This window comes from Halomonas sp. ABH4_019 (assembly GCF_056159885.1).
In genome coordinates, this window is record NZ_JBSWWC010000001.1 from 1,375,190 (window position 1) to 1,393,271 (window position 18,082).

An 18,082-nucleotide genomic window follows, 5' to 3' on the forward strand; every position below is an offset into this window, starting at 1 on the left:
CGCCGGCGTCACCAGCGATAAAGGGACGTCACCATGCTGAAGGCTCTCTCGCGCCCGGCCGTGAAACTGGTCGAGCGCTACCTGCCCGACCCCTACATCTTCGTGCTGCTGCTGACGGTGATCGCCGCGGCGGCAGCCATCGCCGTGGAACGCCAGACGCCGCTGGCGGTGCTGCGCTTCTGGGGCGATGGCTTCTGGAACCTGCTGACCTTCTCGATGCAGATGCTGCTGGTGCTGGTCACCGGCTTCATGCTGGCCAGCTCGCCGCCGGTCAAGCGGCTGCTGCAACGCCTGGCCGGCCTGGCCAGGAACCCCGGCGCGGCCATCGTGCTGGTCACCCTGGTGTCGCTGGCCGCCAGCTGGATCAACTGGGGCTTCGGCCTGGTGGTCGGCGCGCTGTTCGCCAAGGAGCTGGCCAAGCAGATCCGCGTCGACTACCGGCTGCTGGTGGCCAGCGCCTACTCGGGCTTCATCGTCTGGCACGGCGGCCTGGCAGGCTCGGTGCCGCTGACCATCGCCACCGAGGGCCACTTCACCGCCGAGCAGATCGGGGTGATCGGCACCTCAGAGACCATCTTCTCGCTGTTCAACCTGGCGATCGTGCTGGCGCTGTTCGTCGCCGTGCCGCTGTTCAACCGCCTGATGCTGCCCGACGAGCGCGACAGCGTGTTCATCGACCCGAGCCTGCTCGATGAGGACGACCAGAGCCGCGTGCGCATCACCCGCCCCGCGGAGCGCCTCGAGAACAGCATGACCCTGGCCTGGCTGGTCGGCATCCCGGGGCTGTTGTTCCTGGTCGACCACTTCGTGCTGCAAGGCGGCGGGCTCAACCTCAACGTGGTCAACTTCCTGTTCCTGTTCCTGGCCATCGTGCTGCACCGCACCCCGCGCAGCCTGCTCGAGAGCCTGCACGAGGCGATCAAGGGCGGCGCCGGCATCGTCATCCAGTTCCCCTTCTATGCCGGCATCATGGCGATCATGGTGCAGTCGGGGCTGGCCGAGACGCTGTCCCAGGCGCTGATCTCGCTGGCCACCGAGACCACCCTGCCGTTCTGGACCTTCATCAGCGCCGGCATCGTCAACATCTTCGTGCCTTCCGGCGGCGGCCAGTGGGCGGTGCAGGCGCCGGTGATGCTGCCCGCCGCCGAGGCGCTGGGCGTGGACATCCCCCGGGTCGCCATGGCCGTGGCCTGGGGCGACGCCTGGACCAACCTGCTGCAGCCGTTCTGGGCCCTGCCGGTGCTCGGCATCGCCGGCCTCAAGGCGAAGGACATCATGGGCTTCTGCCTGGTCCAGCTGCTGCTGACCGGCATCATCATCGCCGCCGGCCTGACCTGGCTCTAATACCTCCCGGGCGATCGACAACAACGACACCAGCAGGGGAGACACCAAGACGACGGTCACGTCGCTCAGTGTCTCCCCTGCTCGTCAGCGACCGCATATCACCTTCAACCGATTCGGCAGCTATTGGCTGAATTCGGCTTGACGTGCATCGGAATACAGAATCATCAGCACAATCGCCATGAGCACATACAGGAAAACGTCCAACAGCGGGGTTATCAGCACGAATGATACCAAGCTCAACATATCACCACCGACCATCCGAAAGGCAAAGTCGAAGTCCAACTGACAGGACATCTACCGGCATCGATCCGCAGCGTCTCTACCGAGGCGATATCGCCGAACACGTCACGCAGATCCAGCAGATCCTCGCTGGCCTGGGCATTGACCAGCCCCTTGTCGGGCATATCGAACTGGCTTACCAGTTTCATGAGGCCGGCTACACTGTCGGTCAGCCCAAGGATGCCTCCCGGCGCCTCGTTGGTCGTCGCTACCATCGCTCGCCCCCCTGCGTTTTCCTGCGCGGTGATCAACGCCGCCTGATCGCCGTTCTGGCGCCGCGCGAACGGGTCGAGCGAATACCCGACATCGGCATCCGAGCGGATCGCTTGAGCGCTTTCGGCGAAGATGCGCGCATCGACTTCCTCGGCGATGCGTTCGTCACTCTTGTAGCCGAGCTCCGCGCCCTCATAGCCGGACAGGCCCCTATCGGGCGCCTGCTCGTCCCACACCGTGCGTTCCCAGGCGGCGTATCGGGCCGCCATTTCCACGTCCTGGTTCTGCGACATGATCTTGGCGATCACGGGCACGATCAAAAACAGCGGCGCCAGCAGGAACAGGCCGACGACAGTGAACTCCGTCAGCGCCTGTCCCTGCTGCGCCCGGCGAGTGACGCGACCGGTAACCATGGCATCAGTAGGACTCGTCGAGATAGCCGCGCGATTTCAGCGCCTCGACAAGCTCCCAGAAGCCCTCGTCCTGACTGCTATGCGCGAGCTGATTCTCATATACGCTATCAAAGTAAAAGAGAGGTGAGTCGCCAAACGTGTTCTCGATTGTGGGGTCTGCCCCGGCCTTTACCAGCATCGTGGCGGCCTGAAAGTAATGCGCCGTAATCATTCTTCTGAGTGGGACGCTGCCATATTCTTCATTCTGGTAGTTAACATCTGCACCGTATTCGATCAGCATTTGAAGACGGTCTAGAAGCTCATCCATTTGATATTCATAAAGCAACGTATTGTCTTCTCCCGAGACCGGCATATTGGGATCGGCACCGGCCTCGAGAAGGATCTTGAGGAAGCGAGGATCGGTATGCTTAAAGGCCTGCTCGATCGGATATACCTTGTCGATCTCGGGATATTGGGGATTGGGCGCACCGAGATCGGGGTCGCCGCCATGCGCCAACAGATACTCGAGCGCCTCCGGGTTGGGCCGCATGTTGATGACCCAGAAGATCGGCGTCATGGAGTGACGACCGACCTTGTTCGGATCGGCGCCTCGCTCCAGGGCCTCCGCCATAGCGGTCTCGTCGCCGGCCGCCGCCGCCCGGGCCAGGGTCAGTTGCAGTTCGTCCTCGTAATAGGCGGACGGATCACTCGCCATCAGGGTGGAACAGCCCATCGTCAACGACAGCAGCATTATCATTGCTCCAGCTTTCCATAACGTCATGCTTCTCTCCTTACACCGAGTCGCTGCGAGGCGTTATCTTCGGCCACGGCTGCGCCCTTCATGGCATCAAGTGATCACTCGTCACGCCGCCAATACGTATCCTGTGGATCAATATATCCCTTGGCTTTCAGGGCATCGATCACCTTCCAAAAACCATCGGAACTATATCTATCGCGAAGATCCATCTCCTCAATCCGCCCTATAGCCCACATCAGGGATTTTCCAAACCTATCTTCCAGCGTTGGATCCGCTCCAGCATCGAGAAGCAAAACAACAGCCTCATAATGCTTAGCAAGCATCATATCTTTTAGCGGAGTCATATCATACTCATCGTTCCGATAATTTACGTCAATACCATAATCGATCAGCAGCTTTATATGCTCCAGATAACGATCGGCAAGCGGCTTGAAAAGCAACGTTGAACCGTGGCTCGAAACCGGCATACTAGGATCGGCACCAGCCTCCAGCACCGCCTGTAGAAAGGCCGTGGTATCAGGCTTTTCATATGCCAACTCGATCAGATAAATTCTATCTTTATTGTAATCCGGATTGACTATACTAAGGTTGGGATTCCCACCATTTTCCAGAAGGTATTTCAGTCCTTCCAGGTTGGGCTCCATCGAAGTGACCCAGAAAAGTGGCGTCATGGAGTGCCGGCTTACCTTGTTCGGATCCGCCCCTCGCTCAAGCGCCGCCTCCATGCCGCGTTCATCCCCTGCTGCGGCGGCCTCGGCCAGGGACCGCTGGGCTTCGTCCTCGAAATAGGCGGTTGGATCGCTCGCCATCAGGGCAGAACAGCCCATCGTCAACGACAGCAGCATTATCAGCGCTGCAGCTTTCCATAGCGTCATGCTTCTCTCCTTTAAATTCGTTCAGAGGCATAACCTTACGTCATGTCATCCCCTTGATGGCATCAACTGATCACTCGTCATGCCGCCAATACGGGTCCTGAGGGTCAATATACCCCTTGGATTTCAGAAGGAGAGTAATCCGGCATCACGACTCTCGCAACATAGCCTGCAGGGCTCAAACCGAACCAATCTGTAACAAAAAGTAAAAAAGAACGCCAGTCGCCCCCAGAAAGCAATAAAAAGAACGACAAAATTATTATTTCTTGTCACAAATGGACTTTCAGTCTCTTTCTGAACCGTGAAGATTTTACAATAACTTACTAATGCAAGCATTTCATGAATTTCTCGTAAGACATGTCTTACGAGGCAATAGCCACCTCCCCCCCACTTTAAACCCCTCTCCTCACCTACCTCATACCCTCTCCTCACCTACCTCATACCCTTTCTTCAGCGACCGGCTCACTTATGATGCCGCCTCCCAGCCTACCGGAAGACTTGCCGAAACTTGTCATACTTCGTTAGGATCCCTTTCATATCTTTCATTCGCGGTTTCATCGATTTTTACCGCGCCTGACATCATCGCTTTACTTCTCACTTGAGCCCAAAGGCCCACTGCCCATGAAAAGAGCTTTTGCTGTAACGACCTGCATCCTGTTCGGCGCCTTGGCGGTGCCGGCCATGGCCTCCAATGGCTACCAGCCCAGCCAGGAAGAGCTCTGTCGATTCAAGGGACAAGCGGCAGAGATCATGATGCGACAGCGAATAAACGGTGCCAGCAAGGAAAACATGCTGGGGAATATCAACCCGGATGCCAGCGACGAGGAACGGCAGCGCACTCGCCGGCTGATAGACGAGATCTACGATTACGAGCCGAGCGGCGAGAACGATACGCGAAAGTTCGTCGAACTCACCCGGGAACGGTGCCTGGGCTCATGAGCACCGACCTCCCCCGAGCGCCATTTACCGTCAAACGACGCCAGCAAGGCAGAAGCGACGGCACGCCCCTCGATACTCGATCACCCGCAGGACACACCATGCCCCTGAGAAAACCGCTGTTCGTCCTCCTCGCAACCCTGGCGGCCCTGCCGGCCATGGCGCAGTCCGAAGGCCTGCCCGATACGCCCGAACAGCACCAGCTGGAATGCCAGATCCGCGGCCAGTTCGCCGAGGGCCTGCTCGAGAACCGCCTTAAGGGCGATACGGAGGCCGAGACGCGCCGGGCGACGGCGAGTGCACCGGACGACAACCCCTTCCTGGGCGACGTCGACGAGATCATCGATCGGGTATACGGGTACAACACCGAGCGCGTGGACGCCCCCGCCTCACTGGGCGAAGAGGTCACGGCCGACTGCCTCAGGCGCCTATGACGCGAAGGCGGTGAGCCACGCCGGCCACGAGCGCACCAGACGACGCCTTGTCCCCATCGCGGGGGCAAGGCGTTATGCTGGGGGGACAATCGACCAAAGGATCCCCTCTCGATGGACGAACACGCCCTTCCCGGCCAGCACGAGCTGACCATGACCGTGCTGATGACCCCCGACATGGCCAACTTCAGCGGCAAGGTGCATGGCGGCGCCATCCTCAAGAAGCTCGACGAGGTGGCCTATGCCTGCGCCAGCCGCTTCTCCGGGCACTACGTGGTGACCCTGTCGGTGGACCAGGTGCTGTTCAAGCAGCCCATCCACGTCGGCGAGCTGGTGACCTTCCTGGCCAGCGTCAACCACGTGGGCCGGTCCTCCATGGAGATCGGCATCAAGGTGGTGGCCGAGGACATCCAGAACAAGCTGATCCGACACACCAACAGCTGCTACCTCACCATGGTGGCGGTGGACAAGCAGGGCAAGCCGGCCCGGGTGCCGACGCTGGCGCTCGAGACCCACACCCAGAAGCTGCGCTTCGAGAAGGCCGAGATGCGCAAGAAGCTGCGCAAGCAGGCCGAGGAAGAGGGGCGCCGCGCCCAGATCGAGCACGGCGCCGAGTGACGGCTCGGTATTCTATTGGTAGGAGGAATCCTGGATCGCCTCGCCGCCTTCTTCGATGTCCTGCCCCACGCCACGCACGGTATTGCAGCCGGCCAGCAGGGACAGGGTGAACAGGGCGGCGATCGAGAGCAGTAGTGTCCGCTTCATGGGAACTCCTTGCGGTTGGACAAAGCAGTCGTTGCTTATTCAATCTAGCAGGCCGTGCGCGTTGATCCAGCCCCGCTCAGGTCAACACCAGCCGCAGCATGATGGCCAGGATCACCGCGACGGTCAGCCATTTCACCCACAGCGCCCCGCGCGGGCTCATGTTGACCTTCACCGCCAGCCAGGCGCCGGTCATGCTGCCGGCGGCCAGGGCCAGGCCATAGCCCCAGCGCACCTGCCCCTCGAACACGAACACGGCCAGCGCCGGCAGGGTATAGACGAGCACGATCAGCACCTTGAAGACGTTCACCTGGGCCAGGTCGATCCTCAGCAGGCGATAGAGCACCACGATGAACAGGATGCCCACCCCGACCTGGATGAAGCCGCCGTAGACGCCGATGGCGAACATCGCCAGGTAGACGGCCGGGGTCAGACGCTCCGGGGTCAGCGACCGGGTCTCCAGGCGCGGCTGTGGCAGCAGCATCAGCAGCGCCGACAGCGCCATCACCGTGACCAGCACCGCCTCGAACAGGGCGTCGCTCACCTCCAGGGCCAGTCGCGCGCCCAGCAGGGCCCCGAGCATCGCCGGCACCGCCAACCGCAGGCTCAGGCCCAGGTGGTGGGCCCCGGCGCGAAAGAAGCTGACCACCGCCGAGACGCTCTGCAGGGCGACCGATACCCGGTTGGTGCCGTTGGCGGCCTGGGGCGGCAGCCCCAGGAAGATCAGCAGCGGCAGGGTCAGCATCGAGCCCCCCGCCGCGAGCACGTTGATGAAGCCGGCCAGGCCGCCGATGGCGAACAGGGCCAGTATCTCGAGTGGCGTCATGATGGCATCCCTTCCGATCCGTGAAGCGGCGCCCGGGCATCGCCCGGCGCCGCGCTGTGCCATCATAGCGCCATCAAGCCCCCCAGTACGCCACGAGGAGCCATCATGTCGGATTTCGAAGCAGATTCCCGCCTGGTCGAGGACAGCTACCCGGTCACCGAACTGCCGCTTTGCCAGCTCAGGCTGATGGACGACGCCCGCTATCCCTGGCTGGTGCTGATCCCCCGCCGGCCCGGTGTCGTCGAGGTGTTCGATCTGGACGACGCCGCCCAGCGGCAACTATGGCAGGAAGCCGGCCAGGTCGGCCGCGCCCTGAAGGAGACCCTGGGCGGCGACAAGCTCAACATCGCCACCCTGGGCAACATGGTGCCCCAGCTGCACGTGCACGTGATCCTGCGCCGGGAGAACGACGCGGCCTGGCCGGGGCCGGTGTGGGGACGAGGCCAGGCCGAGGCCTATGACCTGGACGCCCTGGCGGCGATGCGCGATCGCCTGCTGGCGATGGTCGAGGGCATCGATGCCCTGTCGCAGGACTGACGGCCTCAGGGACGCATCAGCAGGCGGCTGTTCAGCTCGGTGAGCAGCGGCTCGACCAGCTCCGGCGGCAGCGACCTGCCGCCTCGCCAGGCGGTCATGGCCAGCCGGCTCTCGGCACCGGCCGCCTCGACCTCCAGCCGCACGCGATACCCCGGCCAGCGGGCGATCTCCGCCTCGACGCGCCCCAGCTCGGCGTCGGCGTGGCGGATCACGTAGCCGCGCTCCATCAGCAGCGTCATCGACTCCTCCAGCGCGGTCGAGGGCGCCACCTCGAGGGTACGGGTCGCCGGCACGGCCGGCGACGGAGTCGCGACACAGCCCGCAAGCCACATCACCAGCCCCGCCATCAGCAGTGCGTGTCTCATGCCCCCTCCCCCGCCCGGCGACGCACGGCCTCGCGCAGCTCGCGACAGAAGCCCGCGTCGCTGGCGGTCCGCGCCCGGCGCAGCTCGCCGCGCCAGTCGAACAGCTGGATGTCGCGGCTCACCCGCACCGTCTCGGGCCCGACCACCACCGAGACGCGCTGGATCTCGGTGGCCTCGTCATCGAGCCCCCCGACGCCGAAGCCGCCGCCGATGAGGACGCCGTGGCCGAAGCGACGGCGCGAGCCGCCCAGCACGAAGATGTCCGGCTCCGGGGCGGCATGGAAGACGGTGCGCTCGGCGCGTTCGGCGCTGACCAGTCCCAGCGCCGCCTCGGTATGGCGGATACGGAAGCCGTCGGCCTCCAGCGCCGCCACCACCCGGTCGAGAGTCATCGGGGTTGCCTCATCGCGATGCGCCCAGACGCAAGCCTCGGCGGGCGCCGGCTCGGCCACCGGGAGCTGCGACGGCAGCGCCTGACAGCCGGCCAGCGCCGCGAGCAGCAAGAGTCCCAGGCCTTTCCACATGCTCACTCCTCCCGCGTTTTTCCTGAGTCTAGCAGCCGGCCGGGCGACACCGGCATGGCGGCCGCAACGGCGCCGGCCCTTGAAGGCGGCCGATGCCGCCCGCATGTCATGTGGCAAGGCTATGATGGCGATGCATGGAATTCGCTTATCCGACCGCCATGCCCGCCCTTACACTGGCAGACCACGCGATCAAGGAGGCATTCGCATGACCGACACCAACAGCATCGGCCTGCACGAAGGCAGCGCCAGCCAGCTCGCCGAGCGACTCAACGTCCTGCTGGCCAACTATCAGCTCTTCTACATGAACGTGCGCGGCTACCACTGGAACGTGAAGGGCCAGGAGTTCTTCCAGCTGCACGAGAAGTTCGAGGAGTTCTACACCGACCTGCTGGTCAAGGTCGACGAAGTCGCCGAACGCATCCTGACCCTCGGTCACCAGCCGGTACACGCCTACAGCGACTACTTCCGCATCGCCAGCATCGAGGAAGACAAGCAGGTGCACGACGGCACCGCCTGCGTGCGCGGCGTGGTCCGGGGCTACCAGCAGCTGATCGACCTGCAGCGCGAGATCCTCTCGCTGGCCTCCGATGCCGACGACGAGGGCACCGCCGCCCAGGTCGGCGACTACATCCGCGAGCAGGAAAAGACCATCTGGATGCTCAACGCCTACCTGGGCTGAGCCCGCATCCAGCGCCGGACAGGACGCCGCCCCTCGGGGCGGCGTTTTTCATGTTCCGTCGCCTGCGGGCTCGTCGTCAGGGACCTCGCCCTCGGCGGCACGCACCAGCTCGGCGGGCAGCGGCTTCTTCATGCGCACGCCCAGCCGCTCCAGCTCGCGGGCCTGGGCCACAAGGCTGCCCTGCCCCTCGGAGAGCCGGTTGACGGCCCGCCGATGGCTGTCGCCGGCGCGCTCCAGATGGCGCCCCACCTCCTGCAGGCTCTCCACCAGGCCCGAGAACTTGGTCAACAGGCGCTCGGCCCGCTCGCCGATCAGCCGAGCGTTCTCGTTCTGGCGCTCCAGGCTCCATAGCCCGGCCACGGTGCGCAGGCTGGCCAGCAGGGTGGTCGGGGTGACCATCACCACCTGGCGGTCGAAGGCCTCCTGGAACAGCGTCGGGTCGCGCTCGAAGGCCGCCGCGAAGGCCGGTTCCACCGGCACGAACAGGAACACGAAGTCCGGCGAGCGCAGGCCGGGCAGGCCGGGATAGTCCTTGGCGGCGAGCCCCTGCACGTGGGCGCGAAGCGAGCGCAGGTGATCGCCCATGGCCGCCTCGCGCTCGGCGGCGTCCTCGGCATTCACCACCCGGTTCCAGGCCACCAGCGAAACCTTGGCGTCCACGATCAGGTGGCGTTCCTCGGGCAGGTAGATGACCGCATCGGGGCGCCGCCGGCCGGCCTCGCCCTCGACCGACACCTCGCGGCGGTACTCGACGTCGCGGCGCAGCCCGCTGCGCTCCAGCACTGTCTCGAGGATCAGCTCGCCCCAGTTGCCCTGGGCCTTCTGGTCGCCCTTGAGCGCCCGGGCCAACGACGCCGCCTCGTCGCCGAGCCGGGCGTTGAGCCCGGCCAGCTGGTCGAGCTGGGCCTTGAGCGAGCCGCGCTCGCGCTGCTCCTGGCCATGCAGGGTCTCCACCCGCTGGCGGAACTGCTCGACCTGCTCGCGAAACGGCCTGAGCAGGGCCTCCAGGCTCTCGCGGCTCTGGGCGCTGTAGGCCTGCTGGCGTTCCTCGAACACCTGGCCGGCGAGTCGGTGGAACTCGTCCTTGAGCCGCTCCCGGGCTTCCTCCAGCAGCGCCAGCTGCTCGCGATGGCGAAGCGCCGTCTGCTCACGCTCCGCCTCCAGCCGAGCCGAGCGCTCGCGCTGCTCGGCCAGCCGGTCGCGAGCCTCGCCGAGGGCCGCCTCGAGGCCCTCCAGCCGCTCGCGGCAGCCGTCGAGCTGGGCATCGCTCTGGGTGAGCTCCTGCTCGAGGCGTGCGGTCGCCGCCCGTCGCTCGGCCAGTTCGCGGTGGGCCTCGGCGAGCCGCCGTCGCAGCACGACGCCAACGCCGACGGCCAGCACGACCGTCACGGCGAAGGCGACCGCCATGGCGCCGCCGGCCTGTGCCAATCCCTCGAGCATGCACTCCTCCCTGGTGTTGAGCCTCGCGTTGAGCCTGGCGTTGAACCCTGTGGCGACCGCCCACGTCGCCCGATAGCGGCCACAAGACCGGGGCCAACGCCACTATACTAGAAGCCAGCCAACGCCGGGCGGCGCCCCGCCCGCCGAGGAGGTCATCATGCTTCGATACCGGCCGACCGCCCGCCTGGCGGTCCCGCTCCTGACGCTGGGCCTGGCCATCGGCCTGGCCATCGGCCTGGCCGCGATGACAACGAGTGCCGCCCCCCATCGCCACGGCCCCGTGACCTTCGGCAGCGGGCCGGTGCACCAGCACGGTCCGGCCCACTACGGCAACGGCACGGATCACCGCCACGCCCCCGGCGTCTACCGCACCCACCCCGAGTCGGCCTCTGCGCATGTCGTGCCGGCTCCGCCGGGGGTAGCCTCCCCGGTGATCATCGTCTCGCCCTACCTGCGCCTCGACCGGCACGATCGGTGGCGCTTCGATCGGCACGATCGCCGGCGCTTCGAGCACCACCGGCGCGGGCGCCACGGCGAGTCTCGGCATTGGCCCCTACTCCAGCGGGAAGACGTCCACCGGGGCGGGCCGCCGCGGCTCCTCCGGCCATCGCGGGACTGGCCCTGAGCCGGATCAGCTCGCCGGCGCCGCCAGGTCCTCGATCAGCGCCCGGAGAAGCCCCCAGAACTCCTCCACCGAGGCCAGCTCGACCCGCTCGTCCGGCGAGTGGGCGCCGCGAATCAGCGGCCCGAAGGAGATCATCGCCATGTCCGGGTACTTGGCGCCGAGGATCCCACATTCCAGGCCGGCATGGATCACCTTGACCTCGGGATCGACGCCCAGCCGCGCCGCGTGCAGGGCGCGGAAGCGGGCCAGCAGCGCACTGTCCGGCTCCGGCGCCCAGCCCGGATAGGCTCCCTCGACCCGGATACGGGCACCGATCAGCTCGAACAGCGCGCGGAAACGGTCGGCGAGGTCCTCGACGGCGCTGTCGCGCAGCGAGCGCACCAGGGCGCAGAGATGGAAGCGTCCCCGCTCGAGGCTGACCACCCCCAGGTTGTTGGAGGTCTCCACCACGCCGGGCACCGCGACGCTCATGCGTTCGACGCCGCAGGGCGCGGCATGCAGGGCGGCGACCAGCAGACGACTGGCGTCCCGGGTCAGGGCCTCGCCCTCGGGGGCCGGCACCCGCTCGAGGGCCAGCGCCAGCCCGTCGTCGACGCCGGCCAGTTCGACGCGCATCGTCGACGCCAGGCCCGTCAGTCTCGCGCGGGCGGCCTCGAAGGCCTCGGCGGGCAGCGCCAGGGTGGCGAAGGCCTCCCGCGGCAGGGCATTGCGCAGGGTGCCGCCACGGTAGTCGACCAGGCGGGCGTCGCAGGCCTCCAGATCGCGCAGCACACGCACCAACAGGCGGTTGGCGTTGCCGCGGCCCTTGTCGATGTCGATGCCGGAGTGGCCACCGCGCAGGCCGGTCAGGGACAGGCGCGCCGTCACTTCGCCCTCGGCCAGCGACGAGGTGGGCAACTGGGCGTCGACCACCACGTCGGCGCCGCCGGCGCAGCCGATGTAGACCTGGCCGCGGTCCTCGGAGTCCAGGTTGAGCAGCAGGCGCCCCTCCAGCCAGCCCTCGGCCAGGTTCAGCGCCCCGCCCATGGAGGATTCCTCCTCGAGGGTGAACAACGCCTCCAGGGGACCGTGGCTCAGGGTGTCGTCCTCGAGGATGGCCAGCGCCGCCGCCACGCCCAGGCCATTGTCGGCGCCCAGGGTGGTATGGCGGGCGTGGAGCCAGCCGTCCTGGACATGGGTGTCGATGGGGTCGCGGGTGAAGTCGTGGGGGTGGTCGGCATTGGCCTGGGCGACCATGTCGAGATGGCCCTGCAGGACGACCCCCGGCGCGCCTTCGTGGCCCGGCGACGCCGGCTTGCGCAGCCGCAGGTTGCCGTAGGCGTCACGGTCGTGGGCCAGGCCGCGTTCGTCGGCCCAGGCCTCCAGGGCCGCCACCAGGGCGGCCTCGTGCCCGGAGGGACGCGGCGTGTTGCACAGGGTACGGAAGTGCCGCCACAGCGGCTGCGGCGAGAGCCGCTCGAGATGTGCGTTCATGGTCTGTCTGTCTCGCGGTTGACCCGGGCACTCTACCCCTCGGCCCGGCCCGAGGAAAGCGGCCCCGAGCCCAGCCAGCGGGCGACCTGATCGCGGCGCCAGGCGTCCACCGCCTTGCCCCCGGCGAGCCCGAGGCGCGCCGCCAGCCAGGCCGTGCCGCGGCCCTGGAAGGCCCAGGCGGCGAGCAGCGCCAGCGCCTCGTCGCGCTCGCCCCGCCGCGCGGCGTCGAGGACCAGCGCCTGCACCGCGGGCCGCGCCAGGGCCGGCTCGCGGTGGCCGTGGGCCACGTCTGTGAGGTCGCGCAGCGCCGCGTCGTCCAGCGGCCGAGGGGGAGCCTCGGCCAGCAGCGCCAGCGCCACCGCCGGGTCCAGCTCGCGCAGCTCGAAGGCCAGCAGCGACGGCAGCAGGGCCTGGAAGCGGTCCGCCAGGCCCTCGGCCAGCGCCTCGCCGCCTTCGGCCGCCGGCGCGACCACCATCAAGGCATGCTCGCCGGTGGCCGCCTCGCGGGTCAGCCCCAGGCGCACCGCGCGAAAGCCCTGAGCCTGCCAGAACGCCAGCAGGCCCGGTTCGGCGCCGAAGCTCGCCCCCAGCAGCGCGATGCCCGCCTCGCGCGCCGCCTCCCGCTCGGCGTCTAGTAACCGCCGGCCGAGCCCCTGGCGACGCAACGCCGGGTGCACGGCGATGCGCAGCACCCGGCGCAGCCGACCGCTCAGCGCCTCCCGTGCGCCGGCGTGGGCGGCCAGCGACTGGGCCATCAGGTGGCCGCGGGGCCGGCGCTCGCCCCGCGCCACCCGCTCCGCCAGGGCGGCATCGAAGCCGCCCTCGTCGGCGCTGACCACGACCGCCTGGGGGCCAGCGTCGTTACCGAGAGTGGTGAGCCGCGTATCGGGGCCGTCCAGCAGGCGCCGCAGGTCGCTCGGAGTGGTGCGGTAGTGAGCCTGAACCAGCAGCCCGAACAGCGCCCGCAGGCGCGGCTCGTCCCGGGCCAGCTCGCCTGGCGCCTCGAGCCGCCACGCGGCCCGCGCGCCGTCGGGCGGCGCCGGCTCGGCGTCGAGCATCAGCAGCCGCGCGGTGAGCGCCTCCAGGGGGTCGTCCGGGGCCCAGCGGATCGGGGCGGCCAGGTGAAACTCGCGCCATTCGGGGGTCAGACGCTCGAGTCGCTCGCGAAAACGCAGCGCGAAGCCGCGGCCGGCGCCCTCGTAGCCGTGCACCGTCGTGGCGAAGGCGATGCGCGGAAAGGCCGCGAGCCACTGGCCGAGCAATCCGGCGGGAATCGCCGCGGCCTCGTCGACCAGCAACCAGGCCCCGGCGCCGCCGGCCTCGAGGCGCTCGACCCGGGCGCTGAGCTCGTCCGGCGCCAGGAAGACCACTCGCCCGCCGGCCTCCTCGAAGCGGTTGCCGTGGCGCCGCCCCTCGGGCCGCAGCGCGGCGAGCCGCTCGAAGAGGCCGGCCACCGCCGCCGGGCGCGGGGCGGTCACCAGGATCTCGGTCTCGCCTTCCCTGCCACGCCCTCGCTCGCCCCGGTCCAGCAGCCGGGCGCAGGCGATGCCGAGCGCCGCCGTCTTGCCGCGCCCACGATCCGCGGTGAGCACCAGCGGCCGGCGGCGGCGCAGCCGGACTAGCCGCGCCACCGCCTCGGCCTGGTCGCGAGTCAGGCAGTCGCGATCGTCGGGGGGCGAGGCGGCGGGCGCGACCTCGGGCCAGTCGGGTATCGCGAGCGCGCCCTCGGCGGGCCAGCGGATCGCCCACGGCGATCCGGCCAGCAGGTGGCCGAGGCGGGCCAGATAGTGTGCCGACAGCGCCTCGGCGGGCCAGGGATGGGCGGCGAGGCGCGCATAGTCGGCGTCGGGACGCGCGCCCCACTCCGCGGGCGTCAGCAGCACCAGCAGCCCGCCGGCGCGCAGGGTGCCCGAGAGCGCACCGAAGGCGTCGGGGTCGAAGCCCGCCCCGGGCGAGACCGCGTCGAAGACGATCAGGTCGTGCTCGCCGCCGAGCCGGGTGCGCGCCTTGGCGGCGGGCAGCCAGGCGGCCTCGTCCAGGCCCGCCGGAGGTTCGGGGGCGACCCACAGCGGCGCCTCGCCGGGCCAGGCGTGCCACAGCGCCAGGGCGCGCCGGGCGGCGTCTCCGGCCTCCCCCGTCAGCCATACCAGGCCTCGCCAGCGGCGTTCCCCCAGGCGGGCCCGGCAGGCCAGGAGGTCATCGGGCACCCCGGCGTTCATGAGCATCCCCTTCAATTGCTGAACTTTGGTCTAAGGATTCGGTGTCGTTTCAACGCCCGGCCGCACTTCGGCAGTGCAACATGCCGGTCATACTCTTGTTTTATACATTTGAAATTCAAGGCTTTTCCTCTTCCCCCGAGTGATGAGAGCCGGCCACAGGCGCCCTGGCTTAGACGATCGGCGACCGTCGAACCCGCCACGAGGCCCATGCTAGGTTGAGGCAACGGCCGCCTCGCCGGGCGGGGAGGCCAGAATTTTTGCACTGCATCACGTTCGTCACCCATCTCCACAATCAGAACAAACCGCAGGAGAGAATCGCGATGAAACAGACCCGCTTCGCCCTCACCGGACTCGCCGCCGGCATCGCCCTGGCCAGCCTGGCCACCACCGCCCAGGCCCAGGAATCCTGGACCATGACCACCACCTGGCCGGACAACCTGGACCTGATCCAGATCGACCGCCACTGGGTCGAGCTGGTCAACCAGCTGGCCGGTGACGAGCTGACGATCAACTTCCGCGCCGGCGGCACCCTGATGCCCGGCACCCAGGTCTTCGACGCCACCGAGACCGGCAGCATCCAGGCCGCCGGCGACTGGCCCGGCTACTGGGCCGGACGCAGCTCCGCCTTCTCGCCCCTGGCCACCACCACCAGCCTGTTCAACGGCGTCGACTACCTGAACTGGATCATGGAGTGGGGCGGCTGGGAGCTCTATCAGGAGGTCTACGGCCAGTACAACATGGTCTACCTGCCCTATGGCATCACCAACAACGAATCCGGCTTCCGCGGCGGCACCCCCATCGAGAGCATCGCCGACCTGGAAGGCAAGCGCCTGCGCCTCTCCGGGCGCGACCAGGGCCGGGTGCTGGAGCAGCTCGGCGGCTCCCAGGTGACCCTGGCCGGCGGCGAGATCTACCAGGCCATCGAGCGCGGCGTGGTCGACGGCGCCGAGTTCTCGACCCCGGGCGTGGACTACAAGGCCGGCTTCTCCGAGGTCGCCGACTACTGGTCGGTGCCGGGCTGGCACCAGTCCGCCAGCGTGTTCGGGGTGATGATCAACCAGGACGCCTGGGACGCCCTCTCCGAGGAGACCCAGGAGAAGCTGAAGATCGCCGCCGAGGCCACCATGGCCTGGTCGCTGGCCTGGTCCGAGCGCGAGTCCACCGAGGGCACGGTGAAGTTCCTCGACGACGGCACCGAGATCAACCAGCTCTCCGAGGAAGACCTGGCGCAGATCCAGGAGATCACCAACGAGGTGATCGTGCAGGGTGCCTGCGAGGACCCCATGCACGCCAAGGTCTACCACTCCATGATCAGCTACATGGAGCACTACGCCAACTGGCGTGACATCTCGGTGCCCTTCAACATGAGCCGGGTGACCGACAACCTGCCCTCCCTGGAGGACATCGAGGCCTGCATGAACCAGTGACCGGGCCACGTCGCCGGGGCACCATGCCCCGGCGAGCCCGACGCCTCTCCCTGTCCGTCCGCACTCGGAAATGTCGACCATGAATGCCATTGCCAGGGCCATCGACGCCCTCAACGAGGCCTTCGGGCGTCTCATCGCGCCCCTGCTCGCCGTGATCACGATCATCGTGATCTATGACATCGCCATGCGCTTCTTCGTCGGCCGCCCCAGCGACTGGGCCTTCGACGTTACCAAGATGCTGTTCGGCGCCCATTTCATGCTGATGGCGGCCTTCGGACTGCGCCATCACGCCCACGTGGAGGTCGACGTGCTCAAGCGCCTGCTGTCGCGGCGCCGCCAGGCCGCCATCGAGCTGCTCGGCTACCTGATCTTCTTCGTCCCCTTCATCTGGATGCTGCTCAGCCTCGGCTGGGACTTCTTCTACCGTTCCTTCAGCCGCGGCGAGACCACCTACGGCATGGTGGCCCTCCCGGTCTATCCGGTGAAGGCGGTGATCATCGTCACCGCCGTGCTGCTGCTGCTCCAGGCCGTCGCGGTGGTGATCCGCGCCGTGCAGGCCCTGCACAAGGAGAACGCCGCATGAGCGCAGAACTGCTCACCCTGTTCATGTTCGGCGGCCTGCTGGTCGGGCTGTTCATGGGCCATCCGCTGGCCTTCGTGCTCGGCGGCACCGCGGTGCTCGGTGCCTGGCTGGGCCCGGGCGCCAGCACCCTGGGCATCCTGATCAACAACATCTACGGCAACGCCATGGACAACTACGTCCTGGTGGCCATTCCGCTGTTCATCCTCATGGCCCGCTTCCTCAACGACTCCGGGGTCACCGAGAAGATGTTCGAGTCGATGCGCCTGCTGCTGGCCAACCTGCGCGGCGGCCTGGCCCTGACGGTGGTGGTGGTCTCGGTGCTGCTGGCCGCCACCACCGGCATCGTCGGCGCCTCCATCGCGGTGATGGGCATGATCGCCCTGGTGCCGATGCTCAAGTACCACTACAACAAGGAGCTCAGCACCGGGGTGATCATGGCCAGCGGCTGCCTGGGCATCCTGATTCCGCCCAGCATCATGCTGATCCTGATGGCCAGCTACTCGCCGGTATCGGTGGGGGCGCTGTTCGCCGGCGCCCTGGTGCCCGGCCTGCTGCTCGGCGCGATGTACGCCCTATATGTGCTGGCGATCTGCCACCTCAAGCCCGGCTACGGCCCGCCGGTGCCCGCCGAGGAGCGGGCCGAGGTCTCCACCGGCGAGCTGCTGGTCATGCTCGGCAAGTACGTGCTGCCGCCGATGGCGCTGATCCTGGGGGTGCTGGGGTCGCTGTTCGCCGGCATCGCCACCGCCACCGAGGCCTCGGCGATCGGCGTGGCCATCGCCTTCGTGCTGTTCCTGATCTTCGGCGACCGCCGGCCCTCCACCTGCTACCGCACCCTGATCGAGGCCAGCAAGACCACCACCATGGTGATGCTGGTGCTGGTCGGCGCCACCGCCTTCACCGGCGTGTTCTCGATCGGCGGCGGCATGGAGGTCATCAGCGAGGTCGTCATGGCCATGCCCGGCGGCACCACCGGCGCCCTGATCCTGATGTTCTTCCTGGTGTTCATCCTGGGCATGTTCCTGGACTGGACCGGCATCGTGCTGCTCAGCTTCCCGATCATGCTGCCCATCGTGGAGAGCATGGGCGTAGACGTGCTGTGGTTCGTGGTGATGGTGGCGGTGGTGCTGCAGACCTCCTTCCTCACCCCGCCGTTCGGCTATGCGCTGTTCTATCTCAAGGGGGTGGCGCCGCCGGAGGTCGAGACCCTGGATCTCTACCGGGCGGTGATTCCCTTCTGCGCGCTGATCGTGCTGGCCTGCCTGCTGATGGCCTTCTTCCCGGCCCTGGTCACCGGCTTGCCCGCGCTGCTCGTCGGCTACTGAGTCTCGCCCCGCCGCGCCGCCGCCCGCCCCACCGCGGGCGGCGGCGCGTGTCGGTGCAGCCTTCCCGGGCAGC

Annotated in this window: 20 protein-coding genes; 10 read left to right on the forward strand and 10 right to left on the reverse strand. The window is 67.4% G+C overall.

Going from position 1 to position 18,082, the window contains the following annotated elements; genetic code table 11:
• Positions 1–33 precede the first annotated feature (33 nt).
• On the forward strand, positions 34–1,344 hold the full coding sequence (locus tag ACXAFN_RS06260; protein ID WP_474987149.1) for a short-chain fatty acid transporter: 1,311 nt from the start codon (positions 34–36) through the stop codon (positions 1,342–1,344).
• A 236-nt stretch (positions 1,345–1,580) separates the two neighbouring features.
• On the opposite strand, the gene ACXAFN_RS06265 is transcribed toward ACXAFN_RS06260, so the two are convergent.
• The 3 genes from ACXAFN_RS06265 to ACXAFN_RS06275 form a co-directional block, all read right to left on the reverse strand.
• A complete protein-coding gene (locus ACXAFN_RS06265) occupies positions 1,581–2,249 on the reverse strand; it encodes a hypothetical protein (RefSeq protein WP_474987151.1) in 669 nt (222 codons plus the stop codon).
• A 4-nt stretch (positions 2,250–2,253) separates the two neighbouring features.
• On the reverse strand, positions 2,254–3,009 hold the full coding sequence (locus ACXAFN_RS06270; RefSeq protein ID WP_474987153.1) for an ankyrin repeat domain-containing protein: 756 nt from the start codon (positions 3,007–3,009) through the stop codon (positions 2,254–2,256).
• Positions 3,010–3,083: 74 nt separating this feature from the next.
• Entirely contained in the window at positions 3,084–3,860 is a 777-nt protein-coding gene (locus ACXAFN_RS06275; RefSeq protein WP_474987155.1) for an ankyrin repeat domain-containing protein, read from the reverse strand.
• A gap of 618 nt (positions 3,861–4,478) precedes the next feature.
• Between ACXAFN_RS06275 and ACXAFN_RS06280 the strand changes: the two genes are divergently transcribed.
• From ACXAFN_RS06280 to ACXAFN_RS06290, 3 genes are all read left to right on the forward strand, one after another.
• Positions 4,479–4,796, forward strand: coding sequence for a hypothetical protein (locus tag ACXAFN_RS06280; protein WP_474987157.1), 318 nt, complete (start codon positions 4,479–4,481; stop codon positions 4,794–4,796).
• A gap of 98 nt (positions 4,797–4,894) precedes the next feature.
• The gene (locus ACXAFN_RS06285) at positions 4,895–5,227 is read left to right on the forward strand and encodes a hypothetical protein (RefSeq protein ID WP_474987159.1); all 333 of its coding nucleotides are present in this window, start codon (positions 4,895–4,897) and stop codon (positions 5,225–5,227) included.
• A gap of 111 nt (positions 5,228–5,338) precedes the next feature.
• Positions 5,339–5,842, forward strand: coding sequence for an acyl-CoA thioesterase (locus ACXAFN_RS06290; protein WP_474987160.1), 504 nt, complete (start codon positions 5,339–5,341; stop codon positions 5,840–5,842).
• Between the two features lie 12 nt (positions 5,843–5,854).
• Here the strand turns inward: ACXAFN_RS06290 and ACXAFN_RS06295 are convergent, their stop codons facing one another.
• Both ACXAFN_RS06295 and ACXAFN_RS06300 read right to left on the reverse strand, forming a co-directional pair.
• Positions 5,855–5,989, reverse strand: coding sequence for an entericidin A/B family lipoprotein (locus tag ACXAFN_RS06295; RefSeq protein WP_474987162.1), 135 nt, complete (start codon positions 5,987–5,989; stop codon positions 5,855–5,857).
• 76 nt (positions 5,990–6,065) lie between these two features.
• Entirely contained in the window at positions 6,066–6,812 is a 747-nt protein-coding gene (locus tag ACXAFN_RS06300) for a sulfite exporter TauE/SafE family protein (protein WP_474987163.1), read from the reverse strand.
• A gap of 105 nt (positions 6,813–6,917) precedes the next feature.
• Between ACXAFN_RS06300 and ACXAFN_RS06305 the strand changes: the two genes are divergently transcribed.
• A complete protein-coding gene (locus tag ACXAFN_RS06305; protein WP_474987165.1) occupies positions 6,918–7,349 on the forward strand; it encodes an HIT domain-containing protein in 432 nt (143 codons plus the stop codon).
• Positions 7,350–7,354: 5 nt separating this feature from the next.
• Here ACXAFN_RS06305 and ACXAFN_RS06310 read toward each other — a convergent pair whose 3' ends face one another.
• Both ACXAFN_RS06310 and ACXAFN_RS06315 read right to left on the reverse strand, forming a co-directional pair.
• Positions 7,355–7,714: a hypothetical protein gene (locus ACXAFN_RS06310; protein WP_474987166.1), complete on the reverse strand. Its 360-nt coding sequence runs from the start codon at positions 7,712–7,714 to the stop codon at positions 7,355–7,357.
• Positions 7,711–8,238, reverse strand: coding sequence for a hypothetical protein (locus ACXAFN_RS06315; RefSeq protein ID WP_474987168.1), 528 nt, complete (start codon positions 8,236–8,238; stop codon positions 7,711–7,713). The genes ACXAFN_RS06310 and ACXAFN_RS06315 overlap by 4 nt, the downstream gene beginning before the upstream one ends.
• Before the next feature lie 205 nt (positions 8,239–8,443).
• Between ACXAFN_RS06315 and ACXAFN_RS06320 the strand changes: the two genes are divergently transcribed.
• Complete coding sequence (locus tag ACXAFN_RS06320; protein ID WP_474987169.1) at positions 8,444–8,917, forward strand: Dps family protein; 474 nt, start codon at positions 8,444–8,446, stop codon at positions 8,915–8,917.
• Positions 8,918–8,965: 48 nt separating this feature from the next.
• On the opposite strand, the gene ACXAFN_RS06325 is transcribed toward ACXAFN_RS06320, so the two are convergent.
• On the reverse strand, positions 8,966–10,357 hold the full coding sequence (locus tag ACXAFN_RS06325; RefSeq protein ID WP_474987171.1) for a DNA recombination protein RmuC: 1,392 nt from the start codon (positions 10,355–10,357) through the stop codon (positions 8,966–8,968).
• A 157-nt stretch (positions 10,358–10,514) separates the two neighbouring features.
• Here ACXAFN_RS06325 and ACXAFN_RS06330 point away from each other — a divergent pair, with 157 nt between their 5' ends.
• Positions 10,515–10,982, forward strand: coding sequence for a hypothetical protein (locus ACXAFN_RS06330; protein ID WP_474987173.1), 468 nt, complete (start codon positions 10,515–10,517; stop codon positions 10,980–10,982).
• 6 nt (positions 10,983–10,988) lie between these two features.
• On the opposite strand, the gene ACXAFN_RS06335 is transcribed toward ACXAFN_RS06330, so the two are convergent.
• A complete protein-coding gene (locus ACXAFN_RS06335) occupies positions 10,989–12,455 on the reverse strand; it encodes an aminoacyl-histidine dipeptidase (protein WP_474987175.1) in 1,467 nt (488 codons plus the stop codon).
• Positions 12,456–12,487: 32 nt separating this feature from the next.
• Positions 12,488–14,674, reverse strand: coding sequence for a tRNA(Met) cytidine acetyltransferase TmcA (locus ACXAFN_RS06340; RefSeq protein ID WP_474987177.1), 2,187 nt, complete (start codon positions 14,672–14,674; stop codon positions 12,488–12,490).
• A 320-nt stretch (positions 14,675–14,994) separates the two neighbouring features.
• Between ACXAFN_RS06340 and dctP the strand changes: the two genes are divergently transcribed.
• From dctP to ACXAFN_RS06355, 3 genes are all read left to right on the forward strand, one after another.
• Positions 14,995–16,101: a TRAP transporter substrate-binding protein DctP gene (gene dctP / locus ACXAFN_RS06345; RefSeq protein WP_394590450.1), complete on the forward strand. Its 1,107-nt coding sequence runs from the start codon at positions 14,995–14,997 to the stop codon at positions 16,099–16,101.
• A gap of 79 nt (positions 16,102–16,180) precedes the next feature.
• Positions 16,181–16,684 carry a TRAP transporter small permease subunit gene (locus ACXAFN_RS06350; RefSeq protein WP_474987179.1) on the forward strand — a complete coding sequence of 168 codons (504 nt, stop codon included), beginning with the start codon at positions 16,181–16,183 and terminating at the stop codon, positions 16,682–16,684.
• The gene (locus ACXAFN_RS06355; RefSeq protein WP_474987181.1) at positions 16,681–18,009 is read left to right on the forward strand and encodes a TRAP transporter large permease; all 1,329 of its coding nucleotides are present in this window, start codon (positions 16,681–16,683) and stop codon (positions 18,007–18,009) included. The genes ACXAFN_RS06350 and ACXAFN_RS06355 overlap by 4 nt, the downstream gene beginning before the upstream one ends.
• Positions 18,010–18,082 lie beyond the last annotated feature (73 nt).